At 40.0% G+C, this 22,944-nt stretch carries 19 protein-coding genes and 1 pseudogene; 8 read left to right on the top strand and 12 right to left on the bottom strand.

The window, feature by feature from the left end:
• The first annotated feature begins 12 nt into the window (after positions 1-12).
• From BMZ99_RS21800 to BMZ99_RS21785, 4 genes are all read left to right on the top strand, one after another.
• Complete coding sequence (locus BMZ99_RS21800) at positions 13-1,113, top strand: FecCD family ABC transporter permease (protein ID WP_090942879.1); 1,101 nt, start codon at positions 13-15, stop codon at positions 1,111-1,113.
• Positions 1,114-1,124: 11 nt separating this feature from the next.
• Positions 1,125-1,901 carry an ABC transporter ATP-binding protein gene (locus tag BMZ99_RS21795; RefSeq protein WP_090942876.1) on the top strand — a complete coding sequence of 259 codons (777 nt, stop codon included), beginning with the start codon at positions 1,125-1,127 and terminating at the stop codon, positions 1,899-1,901.
• 13 nt (positions 1,902-1,914) lie between these two features.
• A complete protein-coding gene (locus BMZ99_RS21790) occupies positions 1,915-2,958 on the top strand; it encodes an ABC transporter substrate-binding protein (RefSeq protein WP_090942873.1) in 1,044 nt (347 codons plus the stop codon).
• A gap of 158 nt (positions 2,959-3,116) precedes the next feature.
• Positions 3,117-3,758, top strand: a complete 642-nt coding sequence (locus tag BMZ99_RS21785; protein ID WP_090942870.1) for a TetR/AcrR family transcriptional regulator — start codon at positions 3,117-3,119, stop codon at positions 3,756-3,758.
• 152 nt (positions 3,759-3,910) lie between these two features.
• Here the strand turns inward: BMZ99_RS21785 and BMZ99_RS21780 are convergent, their stop codons facing one another.
• From BMZ99_RS21780 to citD, 7 genes are all read right to left on the bottom strand, one after another.
• Complete coding sequence (locus BMZ99_RS21780) at positions 3,911-4,756, bottom strand: DUF6282 family protein (protein ID WP_090942864.1); 846 nt, start codon at positions 4,754-4,756, stop codon at positions 3,911-3,913.
• A 29-nt stretch (positions 4,757-4,785) separates the two neighbouring features.
• Positions 4,786-6,138: an MFS transporter gene (locus tag BMZ99_RS21775; protein ID WP_090942861.1), complete on the bottom strand. Its 1,353-nt coding sequence runs from the start codon at positions 6,136-6,138 to the stop codon at positions 4,786-4,788.
• Positions 6,139-6,231: 93 nt separating this feature from the next.
• Positions 6,232-7,512, bottom strand: coding sequence for a C4-dicarboxylate transporter DcuC (gene dcuC, locus BMZ99_RS21770; RefSeq protein ID WP_245755101.1), 1,281 nt, complete (start codon positions 7,510-7,512; stop codon positions 6,232-6,234).
• Between the two features lie 215 nt (positions 7,513-7,727).
• A complete protein-coding gene (locus tag BMZ99_RS21765; RefSeq protein WP_090942858.1) occupies positions 7,728-10,067 on the bottom strand; it encodes a hydratase in 2,340 nt (779 codons plus the stop codon).
• A 74-nt stretch (positions 10,068-10,141) separates the two neighbouring features.
• Positions 10,142-11,680, bottom strand: a complete 1,539-nt coding sequence (gene citF / locus BMZ99_RS21760) for a citrate lyase subunit alpha (RefSeq protein ID WP_090942855.1) — start codon at positions 11,678-11,680, stop codon at positions 10,142-10,144.
• Positions 11,677-12,564: an aldolase/citrate lyase family protein gene (locus BMZ99_RS21755; protein WP_090942852.1), complete on the bottom strand. Its 888-nt coding sequence runs from the start codon at positions 12,562-12,564 to the stop codon at positions 11,677-11,679. The genes citF and BMZ99_RS21755 overlap by 4 nt, the downstream gene beginning before the upstream one ends.
• On the bottom strand, positions 12,561-12,848 hold the full coding sequence (gene citD, locus BMZ99_RS21750; RefSeq protein ID WP_090942849.1) for a citrate lyase acyl carrier protein: 288 nt from the start codon (positions 12,846-12,848) through the stop codon (positions 12,561-12,563). Before citD ends, BMZ99_RS21755 begins: the two co-directional genes overlap by 4 nt.
• Before the next feature lie 160 nt (positions 12,849-13,008).
• Between citD and BMZ99_RS21745 the strand changes: the two genes are divergently transcribed.
• Both BMZ99_RS21745 and BMZ99_RS21740 read left to right on the top strand, forming a co-directional pair.
• The gene (locus BMZ99_RS21745; RefSeq protein ID WP_090942846.1) at positions 13,009-13,935 is read left to right on the top strand and encodes a LysR family transcriptional regulator; all 927 of its coding nucleotides are present in this window, start codon (positions 13,009-13,011) and stop codon (positions 13,933-13,935) included.
• Positions 13,936-14,038: 103 nt separating this feature from the next.
• Positions 14,039-15,169: a mechanosensitive ion channel family protein gene (locus BMZ99_RS21740; RefSeq protein WP_090942844.1), complete on the top strand. Its 1,131-nt coding sequence runs from the start codon at positions 14,039-14,041 to the stop codon at positions 15,167-15,169.
• A 63-nt stretch (positions 15,170-15,232) separates the two neighbouring features.
• On the opposite strand, the gene BMZ99_RS21735 is transcribed toward BMZ99_RS21740, so the two are convergent.
• Entirely contained in the window at positions 15,233-15,838 is a 606-nt protein-coding gene (locus BMZ99_RS21735) for a nitrogen regulation protein NR(II) (RefSeq protein ID WP_090942842.1), read from the bottom strand.
• 246 nt (positions 15,839-16,084) lie between these two features.
• On the opposite strand from BMZ99_RS21735, the gene BMZ99_RS21730 reads away from it, so the two are divergent.
• On the top strand, positions 16,085-18,805 hold the full coding sequence (locus tag BMZ99_RS21730; RefSeq protein ID WP_090942839.1) for a cation-translocating P-type ATPase: 2,721 nt from the start codon (positions 16,085-16,087) through the stop codon (positions 18,803-18,805).
• Between the two features lie 43 nt (positions 18,806-18,848).
• Here the strand turns inward: BMZ99_RS21730 and mscL are convergent, their stop codons facing one another.
• The 4 genes from mscL to BMZ99_RS21710 all read right to left on the bottom strand — a co-directional run bounded on the left by mscL (position 18,849) and on the right by BMZ99_RS21710 (position 22,458).
• Entirely contained in the window at positions 18,849-19,298 is a 450-nt protein-coding gene (mscL, locus tag BMZ99_RS21725) for a large-conductance mechanosensitive channel protein MscL (protein WP_090942836.1), read from the bottom strand.
• Between the two features lie 99 nt (positions 19,299-19,397).
• Positions 19,398-20,657, bottom strand: a complete 1,260-nt coding sequence (locus tag BMZ99_RS21720; RefSeq protein ID WP_090942833.1) for a saccharopine dehydrogenase family protein — start codon at positions 20,655-20,657, stop codon at positions 19,398-19,400.
• A 29-nt stretch (positions 20,658-20,686) separates the two neighbouring features.
• Positions 20,687-21,790, bottom strand: coding sequence for a carboxynorspermidine decarboxylase (nspC, locus tag BMZ99_RS21715; protein ID WP_090942830.1), 1,104 nt, complete (start codon positions 21,788-21,790; stop codon positions 20,687-20,689).
• A gap of 245 nt (positions 21,791-22,035) precedes the next feature.
• On the bottom strand, positions 22,036-22,458 hold the full coding sequence (locus BMZ99_RS21710) for a MarR family winged helix-turn-helix transcriptional regulator (RefSeq protein ID WP_090942827.1): 423 nt from the start codon (positions 22,456-22,458) through the stop codon (positions 22,036-22,038).
• Positions 22,459-22,706: 248 nt separating this feature from the next.
• Here BMZ99_RS21710 and BMZ99_RS21705 point away from each other — a divergent pair.
• Positions 22,707-22,944 (top strand): annotated as a pseudogene (locus BMZ99_RS21705) (IS5/IS1182 family transposase); the annotation flags it as partial.

Here is a 22,944-nt window from a genome sequence, read left to right as displayed (position 1 = left end):
ATTTTTATAACTATGACACATTTAAAACAGCAGCCTTTTATTAAATATGATGCTGTCAACCAAAAGAATCATATTTTTTTACTTTTGCTGACAGGTCTTGGTATACTTGCTTTACTCTCCATGTTACTGGCAGTTGGTTTGGGCACGGTAAAGATCCCTCCTGACATAGCCTATAAAATTATTGCTTATAAACTGTTTCATTTAAATATCGATAACGTGATGAGTCAGGTTTCCCCGGCTCATATGGATATTATCTGGCAAATCCGTCTGCCTCGTGTGATTCTATCAGCTGTCGTAGGGGCAGGTCTTGCTGTGTGCGGCACTGTCATGCAAGCTTCTGTGCAAAATCCACTAGCAGAACCCTATATCCTTGGTATTTCTGCCGGGGCTTCTCTAGGTGCAACTTTCTCCATTCTGATCGGCAGCACCGCTGGATTGTTTTTCGGTCTTGGTACTGCTTTTTGGGCATTTATCGGGGCATTAGGTGCATCTTTCTTTGTTCTGATTTTATCGGGTATCGGAGGCAGAATGTCAACGGTGAAAATGGTTCTATCCGGTTCCATTGCCAGCGCTTTATTCATAGCTCTCTCGAATTTACTTGTATACATATCTAACGATGCAGAAGGCATTCGCAGTGTCACCTTCTGGAATATGGGATCTTTAGCCGCAGCTAAGTGGGATAATCTAACGTTACCCGTGTTTGGAGTCACCCTGTGCTGTCTATTCTTTTTATCTCAATCTAGAACCCTCAATACCTTGCTCTTAGGAGAGGAAGCTGCTATCACCTTAGGAATCAATCTGACGAAAGTACGCCGCCTCTATATGATAATTACAGCTCTCATTACAGGACTGATCGTTTCTGTATGCGGTATCTTCGGATTTGTAGGGCTGGTAATTCCCCATGTTGTGCGCGGTTTAGTCGGATCAGATCACAGACGTTTAATGCCAGGTACGATCCTAATCGGATCCATTTTCTTAATCTGGGCCGATGTATTGGCACGCATCATTTTAAAAAGTGGTGAATTGCCCATTGGTATCATCACGGCCTTAGTGGGAGCACCTTTTTTCATGTATATACTGTTTAAGCAGTCCTTTGATTTTGGAAGTAAGTAAGGAGGTTTGAAATGGATCTGGAATTAAAAAATATAAATGTAACACTTGGCGATAAAAACATTATTCAAGATCTTTCTCTAGCGGTTGCCAAAGGAGAATTTGTAGGCATTATTGGTCCTAATGGCAGTGGCAAGTCCACACTATTGCGCACTATTTATCGAATCATTCAGCCCAATAACGGAACGATTTGGCTGGATGGACAGAATTTAAAAGATATTAAATTATCCGAATCCGCTAAAAAAATGGGTGTCGTCGGGCAATTCAATAGCGTCAACTTTGATTTTACTGTGCTAGATATGGTTATGATGGGACGTACGCCACATAAAAGCTTATTAGGTTCAGATACCCCTGCCGATTATGCAATTGCTATGGAATCCATCCAGAAAGTAGGTATGGAAAAACACGCTAATCGTAGTTTTTCCACCTTATCCGGCGGGGAAAAACAGCGTATTATATTAGCTCGCGCTTTGACCCAGCAGCCTCAATTATTAATTTTGGATGAACCGACCAATCATTTGGATATTAAATATCAGCTCCAGATTCTTTCGATTGTAAAGTCACTTGGCATTGGTGTACTTGCAGCACTGCATGATTTAAGCTTGGCAGCTATGTACTGCCATCGATTATATGTATTAAAAGAAGGTACTGTAATCACAAGTGGCGTACCGAATGAAATTCTAACTCCGGAACTGGTCCGAGATGTATATGAAATTGAATGCGACATTCAGGAAAACCCAGCTACAGGCTATCTTTCCATTACCTATTACCCCACTTGCCGCCATGCTTAAGAGGAGATGTATAATGAAAAAACTAACACTGAACCCGATTATCCTTATCCTATGCTTCATAGGCATCCTGTCACTGGCAGGCTGTGGCCAATCCACTCCTGCTGCTCCAACAAAAGCTGCCTCCCCCCCTTCCCAAAACAATGATGCAAAATATCCCATCACCATCTCTAATTACGACAGTAATGAAAACCCAACTTCCTATACCTATAAAAAGGCTCCCCAAAGGGTGGCCATAGTTCACCCAGGCGCAACAGAACTGCTGTTAGAATTGGGTCTCGAAGACCGTATTTTATCCACTATCCCACCCTATGGCGCTCCTTTAGAGCGAATAGCCGATAGATATTCTAAACTTAAAATCATGAAGGCCAAATATCTCCCTTCCCAAGAAGAACTGCTGGAAATGCAGCCGGATATGATTATTGGCTGGGCTCATAATTTCCGTTCCAGCGAGCTGGGAGATGTAAAGTCTTGGCAAGAGCGGGGCGCTGGAACCTTTGTTATGCAAAGTACATTAACGAAAATCGAACCGACTCTTGATACTGTCGTGTATTCCTTTATTGCTGACATGGGCACCATCTTCGGTATTCAGGAAAAAACAACTCTTTATATTCAAAATCTTAAAGATCGCGTTGCCAAAGTCCAGGCGGCGACCAAAGACATTCCTCAAAGAAAAACAGTGATTGTACTGCAAGATCATTTCAATGGTACTTTTTCAGTCTATGACAGCCATTATTTAATTAGCAGCATGATCGATCTTGCCGGCGGTAAGAATCTTTGCCAAGGCATAACCTCTTTTGTTGGTGCCGAAAAAGTACTTGCCTATGACCCGGATTTCATTATTTATGTATCCCATGATAGAAATGAAGACGCAAAGGATCTTACTGATGAAGAAGCATTAAAGGCATTACATGAAATCTCAGCATTACAAAGCATGAGAGCTATTCAAAAAGGCAACATCATTAATCTCCCTTTTTTCACCGTTAATAACGGCGGAATCCGTACAGTTGACGCAATCGAGAAAATTTTCCATGCACTCTATCCTGAACAGTATCAATGAAAAAGCGCTTCTCGGTTGCGTGTTTTTGCTCAAAGAACTTAAAACTTCTTTATGCTGATTACTTAACATAAAGCTATCCTTTATTCTTGACAAAATTTTCTTTTTTATTTAAAATGTTAACTGATCTTAGTCAGTTTCATGAAAGAGAGGTGTTCTTTATGATTAGAGTTACGAAAGATCCTGAAATACGTCAGGCCGAGCTGATGGATGCAGCACAGGAATTATTTATTATGCTGGGATATCAGCAAACTACAGTAAGTACGATTGTAAAAAAGGTAGGCGTGGCCCAAGGAACATTCTATTATTATTTTGCTTCTAAAGAAGCCATCTTAGAAGCTATATTTGCCCGCCATGTGACAACTATGCTCCTGGAAGTTGAGACCTTTTATTCCGATAAAAATACGGTATTAGAGAAATTGCAGCTATTTTTTAACCTTTTCTACAAAATATGTTACTGTGATAAGCCAGGTCTAATTGGCAAGATTTTATATAAAGAAAAACAAGGCTTGTTAATTAATAGGCTTTGGCGGCAAATGCTATTGACTACACAGCCCATTTTTAAAGGAATCCTAGAGCAAGGCAACAAAGAAGGACTCACAAATGTCATACATATGGATGAAACATTTTCTTTTTTTGCTGGCATTATGGCTGCCTTACTAGAAGCTAGTTCACCTTTAGAATTTGGTCATGAAGCAGATCCGGTCATTGTAGCGAATAAATTAGAAATTGCCGGAAAACTGATTGAAAATTTGCTAGGTGCACCTGTTGGCAGCATTCACTTGAAGCCTCTTACATCATAAAAATTACATATGCAACTAATGAAACTATGAAAAAAGCATTAGGGACTTCTCATTCTAAAAAGCCCCTAATGCATAAACTGCTCTCGATATCTAGTCGAGAGCAGTTTTGTTTGTTTAAATGGGAATTCTATAATCATTGGTGACTGAAGCGGTTATAATCCTAATAAGCTTGCGGGAGATATTTTCGTCATCGTCTCCATCATATCTTTTGATAATCCTGCATTGGCTAAAAAGCCTAGATACTCACTTAAGGCATCACTCCACATAGGATTTTCAACCTGACCGCCATCGGTAGAAATAATGGTTGACTCATATCCCACCGCTTCAATAGCTGCCAAATTCTTCATAAAGTTTTTTTCATACTCTTTTCCTGGGAAACGTGTAGCATAGCATCGCTCAAAGTAAACACCATATGACACCAATATTTTTTGAGTTTCAATAGGCATGGAAATGGACCACCATTCCGGATGATTAATAACAATCTTATTGACACCAAGCTCTTTTGCTTTTTCTACAACAATAAGAATTTCTTCAGTAGATAAATGTCCCGTTCCTAAAATCAGGTTATGTTTGGCAACCATCTTTAAAACAGTTACAAGGGATGGAACCACTTGATTATCAATGACTGATTCCACTCCGTCATTTTTACCACTGATCCTGCGTTCATAAGCAGACCAGGCTGTTGGCAGCCAAACAATCTTTGCTCCCATTTTTATTGCAGCCTCAACAGCTGCTGGATTGATTCCTCCAACCTCAGGATTCAATGTAATACCACCAAATACCCTGATTCCAGGTACAACCTGTTCAGCAATCGATGCTCGATCCATTGTTGGCACAACATGAGACTTTATTACAATTGCACGCGCCCCAACTCTCACAGCTTCTTGAGCCAGTTCAATATCAGTTAAACGTCTTTGCCGAACATCTGGATTTGTATGAATATGAAGGTCGATAACCCCATCTAAATTATATTTTTCTTTTTCTCCTAAAGCATCCATTCTATTAAAGTCCCCTCCCCTACATTTACTTATCCTTGTACTGATTGCTGAGCAATTTTTATTTTTCTATTGTGATATACAGTATAAATGGAAGCGGCTATTGAAATACCGATAGAAATCATTACCAAAAACCATATACCTTGATACTCTAAATTAAAGCCACCGTCCTTAACTGCAAATTGTACTGCCATGTAGCCACTATAAGTCAATGCAGAAGCTCCTATGAATTGAGTAATAGTATTGATCAAGCCATTTAATGTTCCCGATGTTTTAATTGACCAAGTCTCAGCGATAATCGTATTTAAAATTGACAGTAAGTTAATGCCTACACCAAGAATAAACGAAACTACGCCAAGCAATATTGGTGATGTAAACGGAGTTGTAAGGATATAAACACAACCAAATGTAATCGTAAAACTAGCAACCAGCAATGAAGCTCGGGGTATTTCATATTTGGATAACAGATAATCAGAGAGTTTTCCAACCAGCGGAGGTCCGAATATTCTCCCAGCCACATAGGCTGATGCCATAGCCCCACCTGCAATCATCGCCTCAGACTTACCAAGTCCGCCTACTTGTGCATAAAAAGTCGCAGCATACAACGGCAGCCAGCTGGGAATTAGCCGTAATCCTACTGTAAAACCCTGCCACACAAACACAATAATCCAAAATCCAGGATCTTTTATCGCTGACAAAACCATTGACTTATAGTTCGTATCCTTTGCAGACTTCTTCTCTTCTTTCGCTTGTATTGATTCAAGCCCCATTTCGCTGGGATCAGAGCGAAGAAATATATAAGCCAGGATCGCAATACATAGTATAACAACCGCCATAACCAGTGTAGCGGCTCTCCAAGATCCAACTCCAAGAATCGTGAAACCATCTTTCATAAATAACGCCATTACTGGCAATAACAAGAAAGACCAAACTTCTCCCATGCCGCCACCTGGTCCGGAAAACAAGTTCATGGCTAGGCCACGTTCTTTCTTGCCAAACCAACGACCGATAACAGCCACACAAGGGACAAATGCTGCCGCACCAACAAAACCGAGCAGCGCGCGGATAATAACTGCTTGATTAAAGCTATCGGCAAAGGCAAAAGCAGCAATGAATATCACCGTCGTCCCAATACCGATGGGAATCACTTTCCTTCCGCCAAGTAGGTCCGTCAAAGTTCCCCATGAACTTTGCCCTAAAGCATATGCATAGAAAAAAGCTGATCCTAAAACACCAAGTTCTGGTTTTCCAATATTCCATTCACCCATGATGTAATTTGCAATACCGGTATAATTCAATCGAACTAAATTGCCTGATGAATAAACTAAAATACAAACCGTTAACACAATCCATTTATAGTAGCTTTTACCATAGAAAATTGACATTTTCCTTCCCCCGATCTTATTGTATTTTACTAATGTACTATAAAAAAACGCTAAGGCATGGCTTGTCTAAAAGAATATTATCGACATGGCTGACTATTTATATAACAATAATCCCATCGTAACGATACATGCTATTAACATGCCTGGTGCATTACGTTTGGCAACTTCCATAGGTGAAGTACCAGCTAGAGTAGCACAAATAATCAAGCCTCCAGCAACTGGCGACATCGTACGCCCCAGGGCTGCACCAATCGCTGCCATACTTCCCATGTCCGTGGGTAACAAACCAAACTGACCAGCCTCAGGAGTGACCACTTTGTTAAAGGCAACTGCTCCTGCATCACCTGACCCAGTTACAACTCCTAAAATGAAGGGTCCAAAACCCGCACTTACCTTGGCAATCGAAGGATTAGAAATCATGGCATTAATCAAAGCTTTAACAAGGCCGATAGCATCCATACCGCCTACGAAAACGAGAGCACAAATAATGATACCAAAAACGTGTCCAAAAGAGTCCCCTACACCATGCCAAAATTCTTTTGAGATTTTAGCTGGGCTTACGCGTGTAACAAAAAAGGCACAAAAGACGCCAATAATCATCGCGTGAGAAATAGCCAATTGTTTTAGTACAGGAATTACATTCATATTGCCTAAGACAAGAAGGACAATAGGAACCAGCGGTACAATAGCACGCAGATAGTTTACCTTAAAATTACCTAACGTATCTTCTATGGCTCTATCCGCAGGCAACACATATCCTTTATTCTCTTTTTTCAGATAGGCAACTACTAATAAACTGAATGCACCAATAATGCCCGAAGCTAATAATGCCGAAAAATGATTAGCAACAACATCGATTGGTGTAGATTTCGCCACATTGACGATTATGGCAACCTGGGCATATCCTGGGTTAAACATGGCTCCATACGTTCCTGCATAAATACAAGCTGCAGCAATTGCCGGATGGATACCTGCAGCCATCATGAGAGGTATCAAAATAGAGCCGACTGCTGCTGAGCAGCCCGCTGAGCTGGTAATGGAAGTATTAATAAAGAAAGTCACTAGCGTTGATGCTGGGATAAGCAACGGTCCAGCCTTTTTTAACGGTTTAATCAAAGCGTTAATTAAATGCTTATCGCATTCCGTGACTTTCATAACCATAGCAAACCCCATAACAGAAATAATAGCCTCAAATAGCTTGGTCTCCAGCATCGCATGAGAAAAAGCTTTTAACGGAGCCATTGGTTGTCCCGCGACAAGAGCCATTGCCACACCAGTACAAAACAAGATCATACGCGTTTCATACTGCTTGATCAACAAATAAATAGTAATAAGGATTATAATGCAGCCAATAAAAATTAATATAGTAACCATCCTCCTAAATATATTTAAAATTCATCTACGCTCAAATATTTCGAATAATCAGCTTAATATAAAGCTATAATTTGCGGCATTCACTACAATAAAAATTTCACTTGGTGATAAATGCAAGGCATAAAAGATGCTGCATATATATAGATGGGATACGCAGTTAACATTACGTCCCACCTATAATCACTTGCAGAAATCAATTGATTTAAGTCTAGTTCCTATTTTATCTTGGAATAATAATTGATCAGGCAACCCGCCAAAATGATGTCACGATCATCTTTAGACAGATTCTCCATCTTCAAAACAATACTTTCTTGGCCATCAGCATGCATAATATATCCTTGTACCTTGTCTGCTCCAGAGGCTATTGCTTGACGAATTTCTGGGATATATAGTAAATCATCGACAGCAAATTTCTGCTTATCTTCTTCATTAATGGTGAAAGGAATCATACCCCAGTTAATCAGATTACTGCGATACCGTTTAGTAGCATACTCGAGCGCAACATTTGCATCTCCACCTAAGACTCTTTGGCAAGAAGCTGCCTGTTCTCTTGCTGAGCCATCACCAGGTTTAACGGCAAAAACAACGCTGCCAAGACCTGTTTCTTTAATAAGGGACTTGAGCTGTTCTGGTGTTTTTCCATCTGCTACATTTGTTAAGAAAATATCTTCAATTTCTGTAAAGCCCGCCCCTTGCGCTACTAGTTCTTGACGTTTATGCTCTACCTGTTGAATTGACTTAGCTCTCCCCACATAAGCAGGATCTCTGCGAGACAAGGTAAACTCAGCTAATTTTAACGGATTGGAGCGATAGGACGAGGTTTCACCGGAAGGAATTAGTTCATCTGTTGTAGTAACAGGATCATGAAGCACAGCAGCTACCTTAAGTAATAAATTTTCCGGCAATGAGCGTATTTTCGGCCAAGGAATAATGTTAGGTCCAAAAACCAATTCCTCTTCAGGATGAGGTGTTCCAAAGCCTTGATAAATTCGATTGCCATAGACCTCTTGATTAAATGTATATGGTAAAACAGCTGAGGAACATTCAACTTCAGTAGCTGCCGTTAAGATTCCCCCATTTAACGCAGTCGCCGCAATGGAACGAGCATCCATCAGTGCCACTGAGGCTAATTGACCATTGTCGGGTTTGGATCCTTCACGATTCAGGAAATTGCGGGTAGTATGGCGAATGCTAAGAGCATTATTCGCAGGAACATCCCCAGCGCCAAAACATGGACCACAGAATGCGGATCGTATACTCGCACCTGCAATCGTCAGCTTTTCAATGGAACGATTATTCATAAGTTCAAGAAATACAGGCTGACTGGAAGGATATACACTTAAAGAAAACTCACTCAGGGGTTTTTGCCCAAGGATCTGCGCCATCGCTACAATATTTTCATAAGTACCGCCAGCGCAGCCAGCAACAACAGCTTGGTCCACTTTCAACCGACCATCGACAATCTTGTCTGTTAATTGAAATGTAATATTGGAATTATCAATCAGTTTGCGCCCTTCCGTTTCTACTTGATACAGTATGTCAGTCATATTTTGATTTAGTTCAGAAATGGTCCAGGCATTGCTGGGATGAAAAGGCAGCGCAATCATCGGTTCCACACGACTCAGATCTACCTTTACTAAGCCGTCATAGTAACTCACTTCTCGAGGGTCTAGCTTCTGATAAGAATTAGAGCGACCATGGATCTTATAATATTCTTCTACCTGCTCATCGGTACGCCAAATAGAAGACAAGCAAGTAGTCTCTGTAGTCATAACATCAATGCCATTGCGATAATCTACGGTAAGGTTAGTAATGCCAGGTCCAACAAACTCCATGACTTTATTTTTGACCACTCCATTTTTAAAGACTGCCTTGATGATAGCCAAAGCAACATCTTGAGGTCCAACACCTGCTTTCGGACAGCCTTCAAGATAGATTGCAACCACTTCTGGATAACGAAGATCATAGGTACGCTCAAGAAGTTGTTTAGCGATCTCCCCGCCGCCTTCACCGATTGCCATTGTTCCCAACGCACCATAACGGGTATGACTGTCTGAACCAAGAATCATCTTGCCACAACCAGCCATCATCTCGCGCATGTATTGATGGATTACCGCTTGATGCGTAGGAACAAAGATTCCTCCATACTTGCGAGCTGCTGAAAAGCCAAAAACATGATCATCCTCATTAATGGTACCTCCAACAGCACACAGACTATTATGGCAATTGGTCAGTACATAGGGCACAGGAAACTCTGTCAAACCGCTGGCAATAGCCGTCTGAATAATTCCCACATAGGTAATATCATGAGATGCCAACGCATCAAAGCGCAATTTTAAATTGCGTTTGTCCTCTGTCACATTATGTTCAGTAAGAATCTGATAGGCAATGGTGCCTGTGCGAGCACGCTCTTGCTCTATATTTGACTCCAATAATGGAGCAATTCCTTCATGATCTAACCGATTATTAATTTCTGATAAGCTGAGCTTATCAGCATCTTGTACAATTACCTGTCCCTTTAAAAGATAGACACCTTGATCCAATACTTCAACCATAATAACGCCTCTTTCTTTTTATCATTCTTAGTTCATAAAAATATAGTACTTACAGAAATTCTCCTCACGTTATCTCATACAGTTGTACGGATCACATCAATTAAAGTACCATCCCGATATTCAACCACCGCAGCGATTCTTTCACTTACTTCAATCGGATCAGGCTTGCCAGCAAATTCATAAGCAATATTTCTCAATTCTTCTATGTCCATAAGGGGAATATTAGCTGCTTTTAAATTATCCTTTAAATCTGAACGTAAGGGATTAACCGCAACTCCCCGCTCCGTAACAACGATATCCACTGTCTCTCCAGGAGTACAAACCGTATGTACCTGATCGATTACCATTGGCAAACGACCGCGTAAAAGTGGTGCCACCACAATCGATAACGCCGCACCTGCAGCCGTATCCTGATGACCGCCTACAGCACCCATAATCACACCGTTAGAATCCGTAATAACATTAACATTAAAGTTTACATCTACTTCAGTAGCACTTAAAATGACAACATCAAGTTGATTTACAATCGGTCCGCCAGTATGAGGATTGGCATAGAAAGAAGCCGACATTTCCTGATGGTTTCTATTTTTCTTAATGGATTCAATGGAAGGAATATCAAAATCTTGTACATCATATACAGCTTTGATGAGTCCCTCTTCTAACATTTCAATAAATGGTGCCGTTACACCACCTAAACCAAAGCTGGCAGTGATGCCTTGTTTCTGCATCTTTTCTTTTAAAAATCGAGCTGCTGCTAAAGATGCTCCGCCGCTGCCTAGTTGGATGGAATAATCTTGTTTAAAATATCCGGAGTATTCGATTGCTGCTGTAGCATATTGGGCTATGAGTAACTCTCTGGGATCTTTGCTAATTCGCAGTGCTCCAGATGCAATGCCTTTTGGATCACCAATGGCTTCGATTTGCACAATATAATCTACTTGCGTCTGTGGAATGCTGATCGGAAAGAGAGGATATGACACCAGATGATCAGTTATCGCCACCACTTTATCAGCATAAGCTGCATCTACCATTGCATATCCCATAGAACCGCAGGCTGATTTTCCTTCCACGCCGTTGATATTACCATAGGTATCACAGGCAGGTGCTCCAATAAATGCAACATCGATGTGCAGTTCACCACATTCGATAGCTCTAGCCCGTCCACCATGAGAACGAATAATAGTTGGTTTGGAGAGTTTTCCACTGGTCAAAAGCTGCCCCAATTTGCCCCGAGCACCACTCGTCTCTACTGCCGTAATCACTCCCTCATTAATATAGGGAATAATCTCTTCATTGATGGTATTAAGAGAACTAGGTGCCAGCGTCAGATTTTTAATTCCTTTCCTTGCAATCACACCCAGCACCATATTCAAAACATAGTCCCCATTACGGAAATGATGGTGAAAAGAAATTGTCATACCGTCTTTTAAACCAGACGCATCAATCGCCTGCTCAATCGATGAAAGGACTTTTTCCGAGCGTGGTTTATTCACTTTTATAGCAGGACCTGTTAAGTGACCTGTAGGTACATAGGAAAAGGGATTGATGTAAGGCTTTACATTTTTAATACCTGCTATACTTTCTGGAATCACTCTGCCGACACCATTTATCATAAGGTTTCTCCCCCTTCGTACTTGCCAACTGCATTTGCATATGCCAGTGTTCGCTGTGCTCTCTTTACAACGGGTATATCAATCATTTTTCCATTTAAGGACACAACACCCGATTTACGGGTCAATGATTCTTCATAAGCTGCAATGACTCTTTGGGCATGGTCAATTTCTTTTTCGCTAGGTGTATAGATTTCATGAACGATTTTAATTTGCCTTGGATTGACTACCGATTTGCCATCAAAGCCCATCTCTTTAATACGAGTCGTTTCTGCAATAAAGTCTTCTTCATTATTGACATCGCCAAATACAGTATCAATGGCATGAATCCCTGCTTCCCTGGCTGCTAAGATCAATTGTCCTCTGCCTGCAAAAAATTCTTTACCATCTTTGGTGCGAGATGTTTGAATATCCGCTAAGTAATCTTCCCCGCCGATGGCGAGTGCTACCATTCGTGGACTTGCAGTAGCAATAGAATACGCATTGCGAATCCCCTTTGCCGTCTCAATAGCAGCCATCATTTTAATGCTGCCAGGAAGAAATCCATGTTTAATTTCAGCAGCGGTAATGATCTCATCAATTTCCTCAATGTCAGCAGCCGTTTCGGCTTTAGGCAGGCGAATAAGATCAGGTTTCACTGCTAGAATGGTTTCTAAATCTTTATAGCCAAAAGGAGTGCTGATATGATTAATGCGTACTGCAACTTCACAAGAATAGGTAATAGATTTCATAGCGTTATATACCAAATGGCGGGCAGCATCTTTCTCGCTAAGAGCCACAGAATCTTCTAAATCAAAGATAATGGTATCAGCGCCATAGATTCCCGCATTGATTAGCATACCAGGATTATTGCCGGGTACGAACATCATGGTTCTGCGTAATTTCATCCTAGCTCCTCCTCTCCCTTTGCTCTATCAATTGCCGTCATCATACGGGCCCGAATCGTGCAATCTAAAGCACCTCTATCATTAGCAGATACATGGATAGCCTCAATACCTTGTTCGAGCAAAACCTCCTGAATCACATTTTTGATTTGACGGCCATACTTTTTCAGCACAGGACTAGTGAGCTCAACATGAATTCCATTATCTGCTGATACAGGTGTGAGAATGATCAGAATGTCATTTGACTCAACTGTGCCAGCTTGACTTGGCTGAATAATTTGCAACATACAATACCTCCAACGCATTTTCAAAAGATGATACATTGTTGTTATCTTCAGAATCTTTCTATTTCAAATGAATTGTACTATAATAATCTCAATAAATAAAATATCGATATTTTATAAAATCCATAAAATATTTTTATGGCTATTGAAATGGGGAAATACAATGGATGATAAAGATTGCATAATTTTAAAGATTATCTCTGAAGAAAAAAACATTACTAAAGCTGCTGAACGCCTGTATATTTCTCAGCCAGCTCTTAGTTATCGTTTAAAGAATCTTGAAAAAGAATTTAAAGCTCAAATTGTTGTACGGAATACTACAGGAATCGCCTTTACCCCTCAAGGGGAAGAATTGCTGGCCTATGCCTTAGAAACACTCACCAAATTGACAACCATTCGTGAGCGTATCCATAATATGAAAAATTCAGTACAAGGGTCTTTGCGCATAGGAACATCTTCTGTTTTTGCTCATTGTGAGCTCCCTTCGATACTCAAAGGGTTCCTTACTCTCTATCCCAATGTCGAGATATCAGTAAAAACAGGCTTAAGTTCTAAAATGTATACATTACTGCAAAAGGAGGAAACGACCATTGCCATTTTACGGGGAGATCGTTTCTGGTCGGAAGAAAAATACATGCTGAGTGAAGAACCACTTTGTCTTGCTTCCTGCCAGCCTGTTGACTTCAAGGATTTGCCTTATCTTCCCCGCATTCATTATGGAACAGATTCTGCGCTAAAAGATATGGTACATAATTGGTGGCGTGAATCCTATCCTTGTCCCTCAAAAATAACAATGGAAGTCGATAGTATGGACACCTGCCGGCAAATGGTTCTCCACGATTTGGGATGGGCGATATTACCGGCTATCGGGCTAAAAGAACAGCCCTCACTTTTTACACGAGAATTATACTGGCGAGATAATACCCCCGTTTTACGACGAACATGGATGTTATGTCGTACTTCATCCCTAAACCTTTCTGCGGTTCAAGCTTTCGTCGACTATATAAAAGATTGTTATCACTTAAATAATTCGATTCACCTGCCTTCTCATAAAATCATTCATCCCTCATTCTCAGATTTGCAGTCATAACTTTGTTGCACTCCAAAACCTTCCTTTCGCATATACATTGCAGACTGAAGCAAAAAGAATTACAATAATGACTATGAATCACTTTTTATAGTAGGGGGTAGATATGAATTATAACTTTTGGAGTACTGTCACACAGTATTATCAGCTAATTGAAACTGCTTTTAGCTATGAGCTTGGATATCGTTTAGGAGTATCCATCGCCATTTTCTTATTTTTTTGGCTATTTAGAAATAAATTCACAAAGTATATTCTTTATTTGTTGGTAAAAATTTGTAGCCCAAAAGCAACTACAAATGAATATTTAATAACTGCATTTAGATGCCCTTTAGTAAACACCATTGTCGCATTAGGAACCTATCTGGCATTACGAAATATTTTTTCTCTTACCTATGATCATTTATTAGATCAACTGCTACGTTCTTTCATTGTTCTCTTTATGGCTCATGGCATACATACCTTAGTGAAGCTTTATGGCAACAATGTAGAGGAATTGGGTAAGCTTCTTGATATCAACGTTGATAAGATCTTGATTCCTTTCTTTTCAAAAATGATCCGCTTTCTAATCCTGGCACTTGCCTTTGTGACAATCTGCAGTAACTGGGGATATGACATTAATGGTTTTATCGCAGGTCTCGGTTTAGGCGGGCTTGCATTTGCATTGGCAGCTAAAGATCTGCTGGCCAATATATTTTCAGGAATGGTGATTATTGCAGATCGCCCCTTTAGCATTGGCGACTGGATAAAGACAAGCGATTTAGAAGGAACCATAGAAGATATCAATTTTCGAAGCACCAAAATTAGAACCTTTGAGCACGCATTGGTAACGGTACCTAATTCCAATCTGATTAATGCTCCTATTATTAATTTTACAAAACGAGAAATGCGGAGGATTACCTTTAACCTTGGAGTAACTTACGATACTCCAAGTCATGCCCTCAAAACATGTATTGAAAAAATTCAGTATATGCTTGTCCAGCATCCTTCCATCGATAATAAGACGATTTTCGTAAAGTTTGATTCGTTTGGTGAAAACGGTTTACATATCTTTATGTACTTTTTTACCAAAACTACCGTCTGGGAAGAATATTTAAATATCAAACAAGATGTGAACTTTCAAATCCTAAAAATATTAGAAGAAGAAAATGTAAGCATTGCCTTCCCTAGAACCAGTCACTATTTCGAAACGCCTCTTCAAATCATTAATCCTGCTCAATCAATTTTGACAAAAGAATAAAAATAAAAAGATCGCTGCTGTATGGCTAAAATAATCCAAACAGGTACAGCGATCTTTTTATCATTATTTACTTAACGCGTGTTTTAGGCGCATTTGTTCACTACAAACTGGACAAATATCATGAGTTAACTCTGCCTCTGAATGATTCATAAGATACTTTTCCAATGCCATCCATTCACCTTTTTCATCATGAATACGATGGCATACGGAACAAATCGGTATCATTCCTTGCAGCTGAGTAATGAGAGAAATATCCTCAGCAATCACAATTACCATAGTATTCTTTTCATAATAGATAGGAGAAGCTGTCACTAAAAGGGTTAACACTTTGATTTCTCCTTGATGAATAACATGAAAGGTACCTTTATTACGAGAAACCACTTTTCCATTAAAAGCTTCAAGCACACTTTTTCGTAAGATACATTTCTTGCAAGCAATACATCCTCCGCATCCTTCAGGGGTATCAGCATTAATGCATTTTAGTATATCTCCACCCTTTTGTAAGTAAGCGTCTTCATTGGAAATGTTAAAAATATCTTGGGCAGCCTCATTAATGACCTCTACTTTTGTTGCATCGTTGACTATCATTAGAGCTAGGGGCAGAGTTTTGAATAGAAAGGCTGCAAAGTCGCTACCTAGCTCATTCCAATGGTATCTCGTTCCTTGCATGATTACCCCACCTTATTCTACAGAATTATACTCACTTCTCCTCTATGTCCTATGATTATTTTTCTTACCCATTAGTTCGACACATCCTTTCGACTACCTTCTTTAAAGAAGGCAAAGTCACTTCTCCATTCCTATTTATAATTATTGCCTTGCATAATTATCCAGCATATTGATATATTTAATATATCATCCTATTAGAAAGAAATAAGGCCGCGTTCTTATCATAATACAGGGGAGGACGGTTACATGAAAAATTGGCATCAATCACCGATTGAGCAAATCATTACTGTTTTACGTACTGATACTCAAAATGGGCTGCTTCCTGAAGAAGTAATCCAAAGGCAGAAACAATATGGATTTAATGAACTAGCTGAAAAAGAAAAAGACTCACTTCTTCGTAAATTTTTCAATCAGTTTAAAGATTTTCTGGTTCTAATCCTATTAGCAGCTAGTGTTATTTCCGTTTTTATCGGTGAAATCACTGACGCTTTTGTCATTATTGCTATTGTCATTCTAAATGCTTCTTTAGGCGTCTTCCAAGAAGCGAAAGCCGAAAAAGCATTAGAAGCGTTAAAAAGAATGTCTGCTCCATCTTCCAAAACAATACGAGATGGTAAACTCATAATGATACCATCTCGTGAATTGGTTCCCGGTGATATTGTTATCCTGGAAGCAGGGGATTACATACCTGCTGACATACGTATTATTGAAACAGCAAACTTAAAAGTAGAAGAAGCTTCTCTGACTGGTGAATCAGCCGCAGTAGAAAAAGACCATCTAACCCTTGAAAAAGATGCACCTCTTGGTGATCGCCACAACATCGGTTTCATGAGTACGATTGTTACCTATGGTCGAGGTAAAGGAATTGTCGTAACAACAGGTATGAAAACAGAAATTGGTAAAATCGCTGCCATGATCCAATCCTTGAAAGAAGACAGCACACCATTACAGAAAAAGCTGAAAGGCTTTGGTAAACTCCTAGGCGGCCTGGGTCTAGCTGTATGCACTGTGGTTTTTTTAGTCGGTATCTATAATGGTTATCGAAGTGGCACTTTAGATTTTCAACTTGTACAATCCATGCTTATGATTTCGATTAGCCTTGCAGTGGCAGCGATTCCAGAAGGCTTGCCTACCGTAGTAACGATTGTACTGGCATTAGGCATGCAGCGTATGGCAAAAAAGAATGCAATTGTTAAAAAGCTACATGCTGTGGAAACCCTGGGCAGTACAACCATCATTTGTTCCGATAAAACGGGTACATTAACCCAAAACCAAATGACAGTGGTAAAAGTCACCCTTGGCAAAAGATCCTTCGAAATCACTGGCGAGGGCTATAAACCTGAAGGAGATTTCCTATTCGAAGGAACCAAAACAGACATTGATGCAGAAAAGGATCTTGATCTGCTTTTGTTAGGAGCTGTACTTTGTAACGATGCACAGTTAAAAGAACCATCGGACACCCAAAATTGGACCATCATCGGCGATCCTACTGAAGGAGCATTACTGACAGTTGCGGCGAAAGGTGGAAAGATTAAGGAGCAATTACATCCCTATACCCGTATTGCAGAAATCCCATTTGATTCAGCTCGGAAAATGATGACGACCTTCCATAAGATGACGAATGACCAAATCATCGCTTTCACGAAAGGAGCTCCTGACATTCTGCTTAGGAACTGCACCAATATTCAAATTGATGGCATTATCCGCTTTATGGCAGAAGAAGATATTCAAATCATCCAAGAAGGAAACCAGAATCTGAGTTCCCAAGCACTGCGTGTGCTGGCAATCGCTTATCGTGAGTTTGATCAGGTTCCAGAAAACCTCAATTCGTCTTCTATTGAGCAGGAGATGACCTTCATCGGTTTATTAGGTATGATCGATCCGGCACGTCCGGAAGCAAAAGAGGCAGTGACTCTATGCCTTTCCGCCGGAATTCGCCCGATTATGATTACAGGAGACCATCCGGGAACAGCATTGGCGATCGCCAAAGATTTAGGAATTGCTACCAATGAGCAACAGGTGCTGGCTGGTCAAGACGTAAATCATCTTTCTAAAGAGCAATTACAGATCTCTGTAAAAGACGTAACTGTTTTTGCCAGAGTCTCTCCTGAAAATAAAATGTCGATTATCGACGCATTGCGGACAAATGGAGAAATCGTAGCCATGACTGGCGATGGCGTAAATGATGCCCCAGCTCTAAAAAAGGCTCACATTGGTATTGCCATGGGTATCACCGGCACCGATGTAACGAAAGAAGCAGCCGACATGATTGTATCCGATGATAACTTCGCCACCATCGTTACGGCAATTGAAGAAGGCAGGGTCATCTTTGCCAATATAAAAAAGTTTATTTTTTTTCTCCTATCCTGCAATGCTTCCGAAGTACTGGTCATCTTCTTAGCCATGGTAATGGGCTGGCCGATCCCCTTATTGCCGATACAGCTTCTTTGGATCAACCTGGTAACGGATGCATTTCCGGCTCTTGCTTTAGGAATCGAGAAGAAAGAGCCAAATATCATGAAAACACCGCCTCGTGCTCCAGATGAACCTCTGCTGAGCAAAAACATGATCACCATGATCGCTGTACAAAGTATTGTAATGGCTGTCACCGTTTTGGCTGCTTTTCAATATGGCTTACATACCCATAATGATGATATTGCTGTAGGTCGAACCTTTGCCTTTGTAACACTTATCTTAAGTCAAATCATTTGTGCCTATTCTGCCAGATCAGAGCATTATTCCACGTTCAAGTTAGGTTTCTTTAGTAATACCTATCTCAATTTAGGTGCAGGCTTATCTTTCCTCTTATTATTGCTATCCATCTATGGTCCTCTCCATCTGATTTTCAAAACTATCGAACCCGGCACTACCGAATTGTTGGCATTCATTCTTTTTGCCCCCATTCCCTTTGTCGCTACTGAAATCTGCAAGTTCATTTTGAATATACGGAAGGCCAATACATTCTAAAAGAATAAAAATATTCTTCGCATCTTCGCGGTTCATTAAAACTTCAAATAATATTTAAACACTTCTCTCCCAGTACAGAAGTACACTTAGGGCATCTGACTGCACGGATGTCAATTTCGGACATACAATAGGGACACTCTTTCGTTTTTGCTGTTTCCTTTGGTTTTCGATGCAAACGATTGACTTGGCTAACTAGCAGGAAAATCGCACTGGCCACAATTAAGAAATCGATTACGACATTCAAGAAAATTCCATAATTTATGGTAGCAGCTCCTGCTTCTTTCGCTGCTGCCACTGAAGGATAAGAGGTATCTGAAAGGTTGATAAAAAGATTAGAAAAATCAACTTTTCCTAATAATAATCCTATAGGCGGCATTAAAATATCACTAACAAAAGAGGTTACTATTTTTCCAAAAGCACTGCCAATAATAATCCCTACGGCCAAATCAATCACATTGCCACGCATCAGAAACTTTTTAAATTCATTAAACATAATAATGTTCTCCTTCGATGTATGAACCAAGACTTTATTTATAAAAATGGTCTGAGCTTTTTTATCATTGGATAAAAGCTCAGACCATTATTTAACTCATTAAACTGACTCTAATGATTCAATTACCGGCGGTGTAAAGGCTACTGGAGCCTCATTCACTTCAGTAGGCAAGCCCATTGTGTCAAGTAGATCAATAAACGGCTTTGCCTCTAGCTCTTCAACATTCACCATGTGCTTTACGTCCCATTCACCGCGAGCAACCAATATCGCTGCTGCTGCTACTGGTACTCCTGCAGTATAACTAATCGCTTGGGACTCTACTTCTTGATAACACTCAGCATGATCACAAATATTATAAATAAAAATTGCCCGCTGTTCATTGTTCTTGGTTCCGCTGATGTAATTACCAATGCAGGTTTTACCTGTATAGCCAGGAGCTAGTGAAGATGGATCTGGCAACAGGGCTTTTAATATTTTAAGAGGTGCAATTTCCACACCTTCTGTTATTTTCACTGGTTTTTCCGAAGTAAGGCCAATATTGGTCAAAACGGAAAATACATTAAGGTAATGATCGCCAAAGCCCATCCAAAAGCGAATGGAATTTGCATCAATGTTCTTAGATAGAGAATGCAGTTCATCATGCCCTGTTAAGTATACGGGGCAAGACCCCACTACAGGAAAATCATAATCTACACGTATAGAGTGAACTTTCTGCAACACCCATTTACGATCTATCCAAGTCCATACCTTCCTAAATTCTCGGAAATTAATCTCTGGGTCAAAATTAGTGGCAAAATACTTACCATGACTGCCAGCATTAACATCCAAAATATCAATCGTATCAATGGTATCAAAATATTCCTTTTGCGCTAATGCACACCAGGCATTAACTACACCAGGATCAAAGCCAATACCTAATATTGCCGTAATCCCTTTTTCAGCGCAGCGTTCCTTGCGCTTCCATTCGTGGTTGGCGTACCAAGGCGGATTTTCGCAGACCTTGTCCGGCTCTTCATGAATTGCTGTGTCCATATATACGACACCAGCTTCAATACATGCCTCTAAGACAGACATGTTAATATAGGACTGCCCTACATTAATAACAATTTCTGATTTGGTCTCTTTGATTAACTCCACCAAAGATGGAATATTCAAAGCATCTACTTCCCGTGAATACAATTTCTTTGTTGAATCCTTCAAGTGCCCTTTGCGCAGTATACTTTCGATGATTGCCTCACACTTTTGCTGGGTCCGAGAAGCTATGCAAATATCTCCTAAGACATCGTTGTTCATCGCGCACTTATGAGCAACTACATGAGCCACTCCCCCAGCACCTACAATTAAAACATTTTTTTTCATTTTTTCCTCCCTTACTTGTAATACAATTTTTATGATAAACTATTTAAGAAATCTGCATAACTAAATCTGCGGATTACTTCTACAGTATCATCCAACCGCCGCACAGCAATTGTCGGCATCTGCAGCCCATTAAACCAATTCTTTTTTACCATTGTATACCCGGCTGCATCTGCAAACCGAATTTCACTGCCAATTTGCAGCTTATCTTGGAAGTGATAGGTGCCAAATACATCTCCCGCTAGGCAAGATCGGCCAGCAACCATGTATTGATGCTTTCCGGTATCACTCTCATCTATTTTGGCAGAAAGCCTATATATTAATAAATCCAACATATGTCCTTCCACAGAAGCATCAACAATGGCAATGTCCATTTCATTATGAACTAAGTCAACTACGCTAGTAACCAGCTCTGCACAGCCAGTAATCGCACTTTCACCTGGTTCTAAATATACCTGAACATCAAATGTTTTAGCAAAATCAGCTAATTTTTTGCTGAAGGTTTCGATTGGATACCCTTCTTTTGTAAAATACAATCCGCCGCCAAGACTTACCCATTGTAATTCTCTCAGCATGTCCCCATAGTATTCACCAATAAAGTCAAGCTGCTTTGAAAAAGCATCTACATCATCATTTTCACAGTTATAATGAAACATAAGACCACTTAGACGATGAAGCTGCTGTGCCAATACCTCTCTGTCAACAACTCCCAGCCTTGAATGCTTACGTGCTGGATCTGCTAAATCAAAATGGGAATGGCTAATTCCCGGATTCACGCGCAAACCCAGTTTAGTCGATTTGACCACATCGTAATATCGATCCAGCTGGGAAACAGAATTAAATATAATTTTATCAGCAAATTCAGTTACGGCCAGGATATCTTCCTGTGAATATCCCACACAATACGCATGGGTTTCCTTACCGAATTTTTCATGTCCTAAACGTGCTTCATACAAAGAACTAGAAGTAGTTCCATCCATATATTGCTGCATCAAATCAAATACACTCCAGGTAGAAAAGCATTTTAGAGCCAATACCGACTTGGCTCCAGAAAGCTGCCGGACCTGTTGAATGATCTGTAAGTTCCGCAGTAGTTTTTTTTCATCAATTAGATAGTAAGGCGTGGCAATTGTCATTTTTTAAAACTCCTGTTTATTATAAATATTTTTAAATGAGCTATTCAAACTCACAATGATTTTCTATGTAAAAGTACATTGTAAAAAAACAAATACTTACTTTTTTCATCTTAAAAATTTTTCCACGACACTAATAATAGCAAAATCAAGCGCATTTGTCGATTATTCTTTAAAAATAATCAAAATTTATATTTAAAAGTCATTTGTCTCCAAAATGGTGTGATTTGCTAGTTGTCATTGCCACATTATTGCTGCTGGCAATGTTCAGGATTATCTGTAATCTTTTTGGTAAGTCCGATAAATTGCTCTTTCTCCTGAGGTTCCAATGTTGACAACAGCGAATGGAAAAATAACTTGTCTTCTTCTATATGTTTTCTTCCAAGATCTCTTCCACTAGAAGTACAGTATAAATAAACTGCCTTTCGATCCTTCTCCGTCCTTTCTCGTTTAACGAGCCCTTTGTTCTCCAGCCTGCTTACAATTCCAGTTAGCGTAGAAGGTTTAATACAGTAATGCTCTGCAAAATCATTGAACCGCCATGGATCATCTGTGCGTATATGCTGCAGCACATACAACTCTTTGCCCGAAAGTCCTGTTCGCTCAAACTGCCTTATTTCCTTTTCTTTAAAAATATGAATTAGTTTATGAAGTATCTGAAACTCCTTCACCCAACAACCTCCTTTTTAGTTAATACTTCATGCGTATAATACGTTTTAAGTATTACAATCGTATACTAAAGTTTCCTTTACGTCAAGTACTGCAAAATCATTGTACTTGCTGCTATAAAATAGCGAATCACTAGAGCGCAAAGAATGCAAAAGAAAAAAGGGGCTGTCGCACTAGCCCTAAAAAACAAAAATGGCAACCGGCAGTAGCCGGGAGCCATTTTTTTGTGTAAAATCAAGTTTGTTGGAACATGAAAATACAAGCAAATTATATAACAGACACAAATATATATCAACTAGTCTTGCCGATGGACATCGGCGAGATGATCCCAGAAGATGACTCGGTACGGTTACTCAGCGCAGTGTTAGAAAGGCTGGATTATAGCAAACTGTACACTACGTACTCCCGAATGGGGAGAATCGAGAGATCACCGAAGCGTCTATTTAAAATTCTTGTCTATGGGTACATGAACGGCATCTATTCAAGCC

The sequence above is a fragment of the Pelosinus propionicus DSM 13327 genome (assembly GCF_900114615.1).
Classification (GTDB): Bacteria; Bacillota; Negativicutes; order DSM-13327; family DSM-13327; genus Pelosinus; species Pelosinus propionicus.
Note: the sequence above shows the minus strand (reverse complement) of the source record. Positions and strands in the feature narration are given on the sequence as shown.

Bases quoted from the DNA above. Each gene is read 5' to 3' on its own strand.
- BMZ99_RS21800 (WP_090942879.1), top strand. From the start codon at position 13: ATGACACATTTAAAACAGCAGCCTTTTATTAAATATGATGCTGTCAAC.
- BMZ99_RS21795 (WP_090942876.1), top strand. From the start codon at position 1,125: ATGGATCTGGAATTAAAAAATATAAATGTAACACTTGGCGATAAAAAC.
- BMZ99_RS21790 (WP_090942873.1), top strand. From the start codon at position 1,915: ATGAAAAAACTAACACTGAACCCGATTATCCTTATCCTATGCTTCATA.
- BMZ99_RS21785 (WP_090942870.1), top strand. From the start codon at position 3,117: ATGATTAGAGTTACGAAAGATCCTGAAATACGTCAGGCCGAGCTGATG.
- BMZ99_RS21780 (WP_090942864.1), bottom strand. From the start codon at position 4,756: ATGGATGCTTTAGGAGAAAAAGAAAAATATAATTTAGATGGGGTTATC.
- BMZ99_RS21775 (WP_090942861.1), bottom strand. From the start codon at position 6,138: ATGTCAATTTTCTATGGTAAAAGCTACTATAAATGGATTGTGTTAACG.
- dcuC (WP_245755101.1), bottom strand. From the start codon at position 7,512: ATGGTTACTATATTAATTTTTATTGGCTGCATTATAATCCTTATTACT.
- BMZ99_RS21765 (WP_090942858.1), bottom strand. From the start codon at position 10,067: ATGGTTGAAGTATTGGATCAAGGTGTCTATCTTTTAAAGGGACAGGTA.
- citF (WP_090942855.1), bottom strand. From the start codon at position 11,680: ATGATAAATGGTGTCGGCAGAGTGATTCCAGAAAGTATAGCAGGTATT.
- BMZ99_RS21755 (WP_090942852.1), bottom strand. From the start codon at position 12,564: ATGAAATTACGCAGAACCATGATGTTCGTACCCGGCAATAATCCTGGT.
- citD (WP_090942849.1), bottom strand. From the start codon at position 12,848: ATGTTGCAAATTATTCAGCCAAGTCAAGCTGGCACAGTTGAGTCAAAT.
- BMZ99_RS21745 (WP_090942846.1), top strand. From the start codon at position 13,009: ATGGATGATAAAGATTGCATAATTTTAAAGATTATCTCTGAAGAAAAA.
- BMZ99_RS21740 (WP_090942844.1), top strand. From the start codon at position 14,039: ATGAATTATAACTTTTGGAGTACTGTCACACAGTATTATCAGCTAATT.
- BMZ99_RS21735 (WP_090942842.1), bottom strand. From the start codon at position 15,838: ATGCAAGGAACGAGATACCATTGGAATGAGCTAGGTAGCGACTTTGCA.
- BMZ99_RS21730 (WP_090942839.1), top strand. From the start codon at position 16,085: ATGAAAAATTGGCATCAATCACCGATTGAGCAAATCATTACTGTTTTA.
- mscL (WP_090942836.1), bottom strand. From the start codon at position 19,298: ATGTTTAATGAATTTAAAAAGTTTCTGATGCGTGGCAATGTGATTGAT.
- BMZ99_RS21720 (WP_090942833.1), bottom strand. From the start codon at position 20,657: ATGAAAAAAAATGTTTTAATTGTAGGTGCTGGGGGAGTGGCTCATGTA.
- nspC (WP_090942830.1), bottom strand. From the start codon at position 21,790: ATGACAATTGCCACGCCTTACTATCTAATTGATGAAAAAAAACTACTG.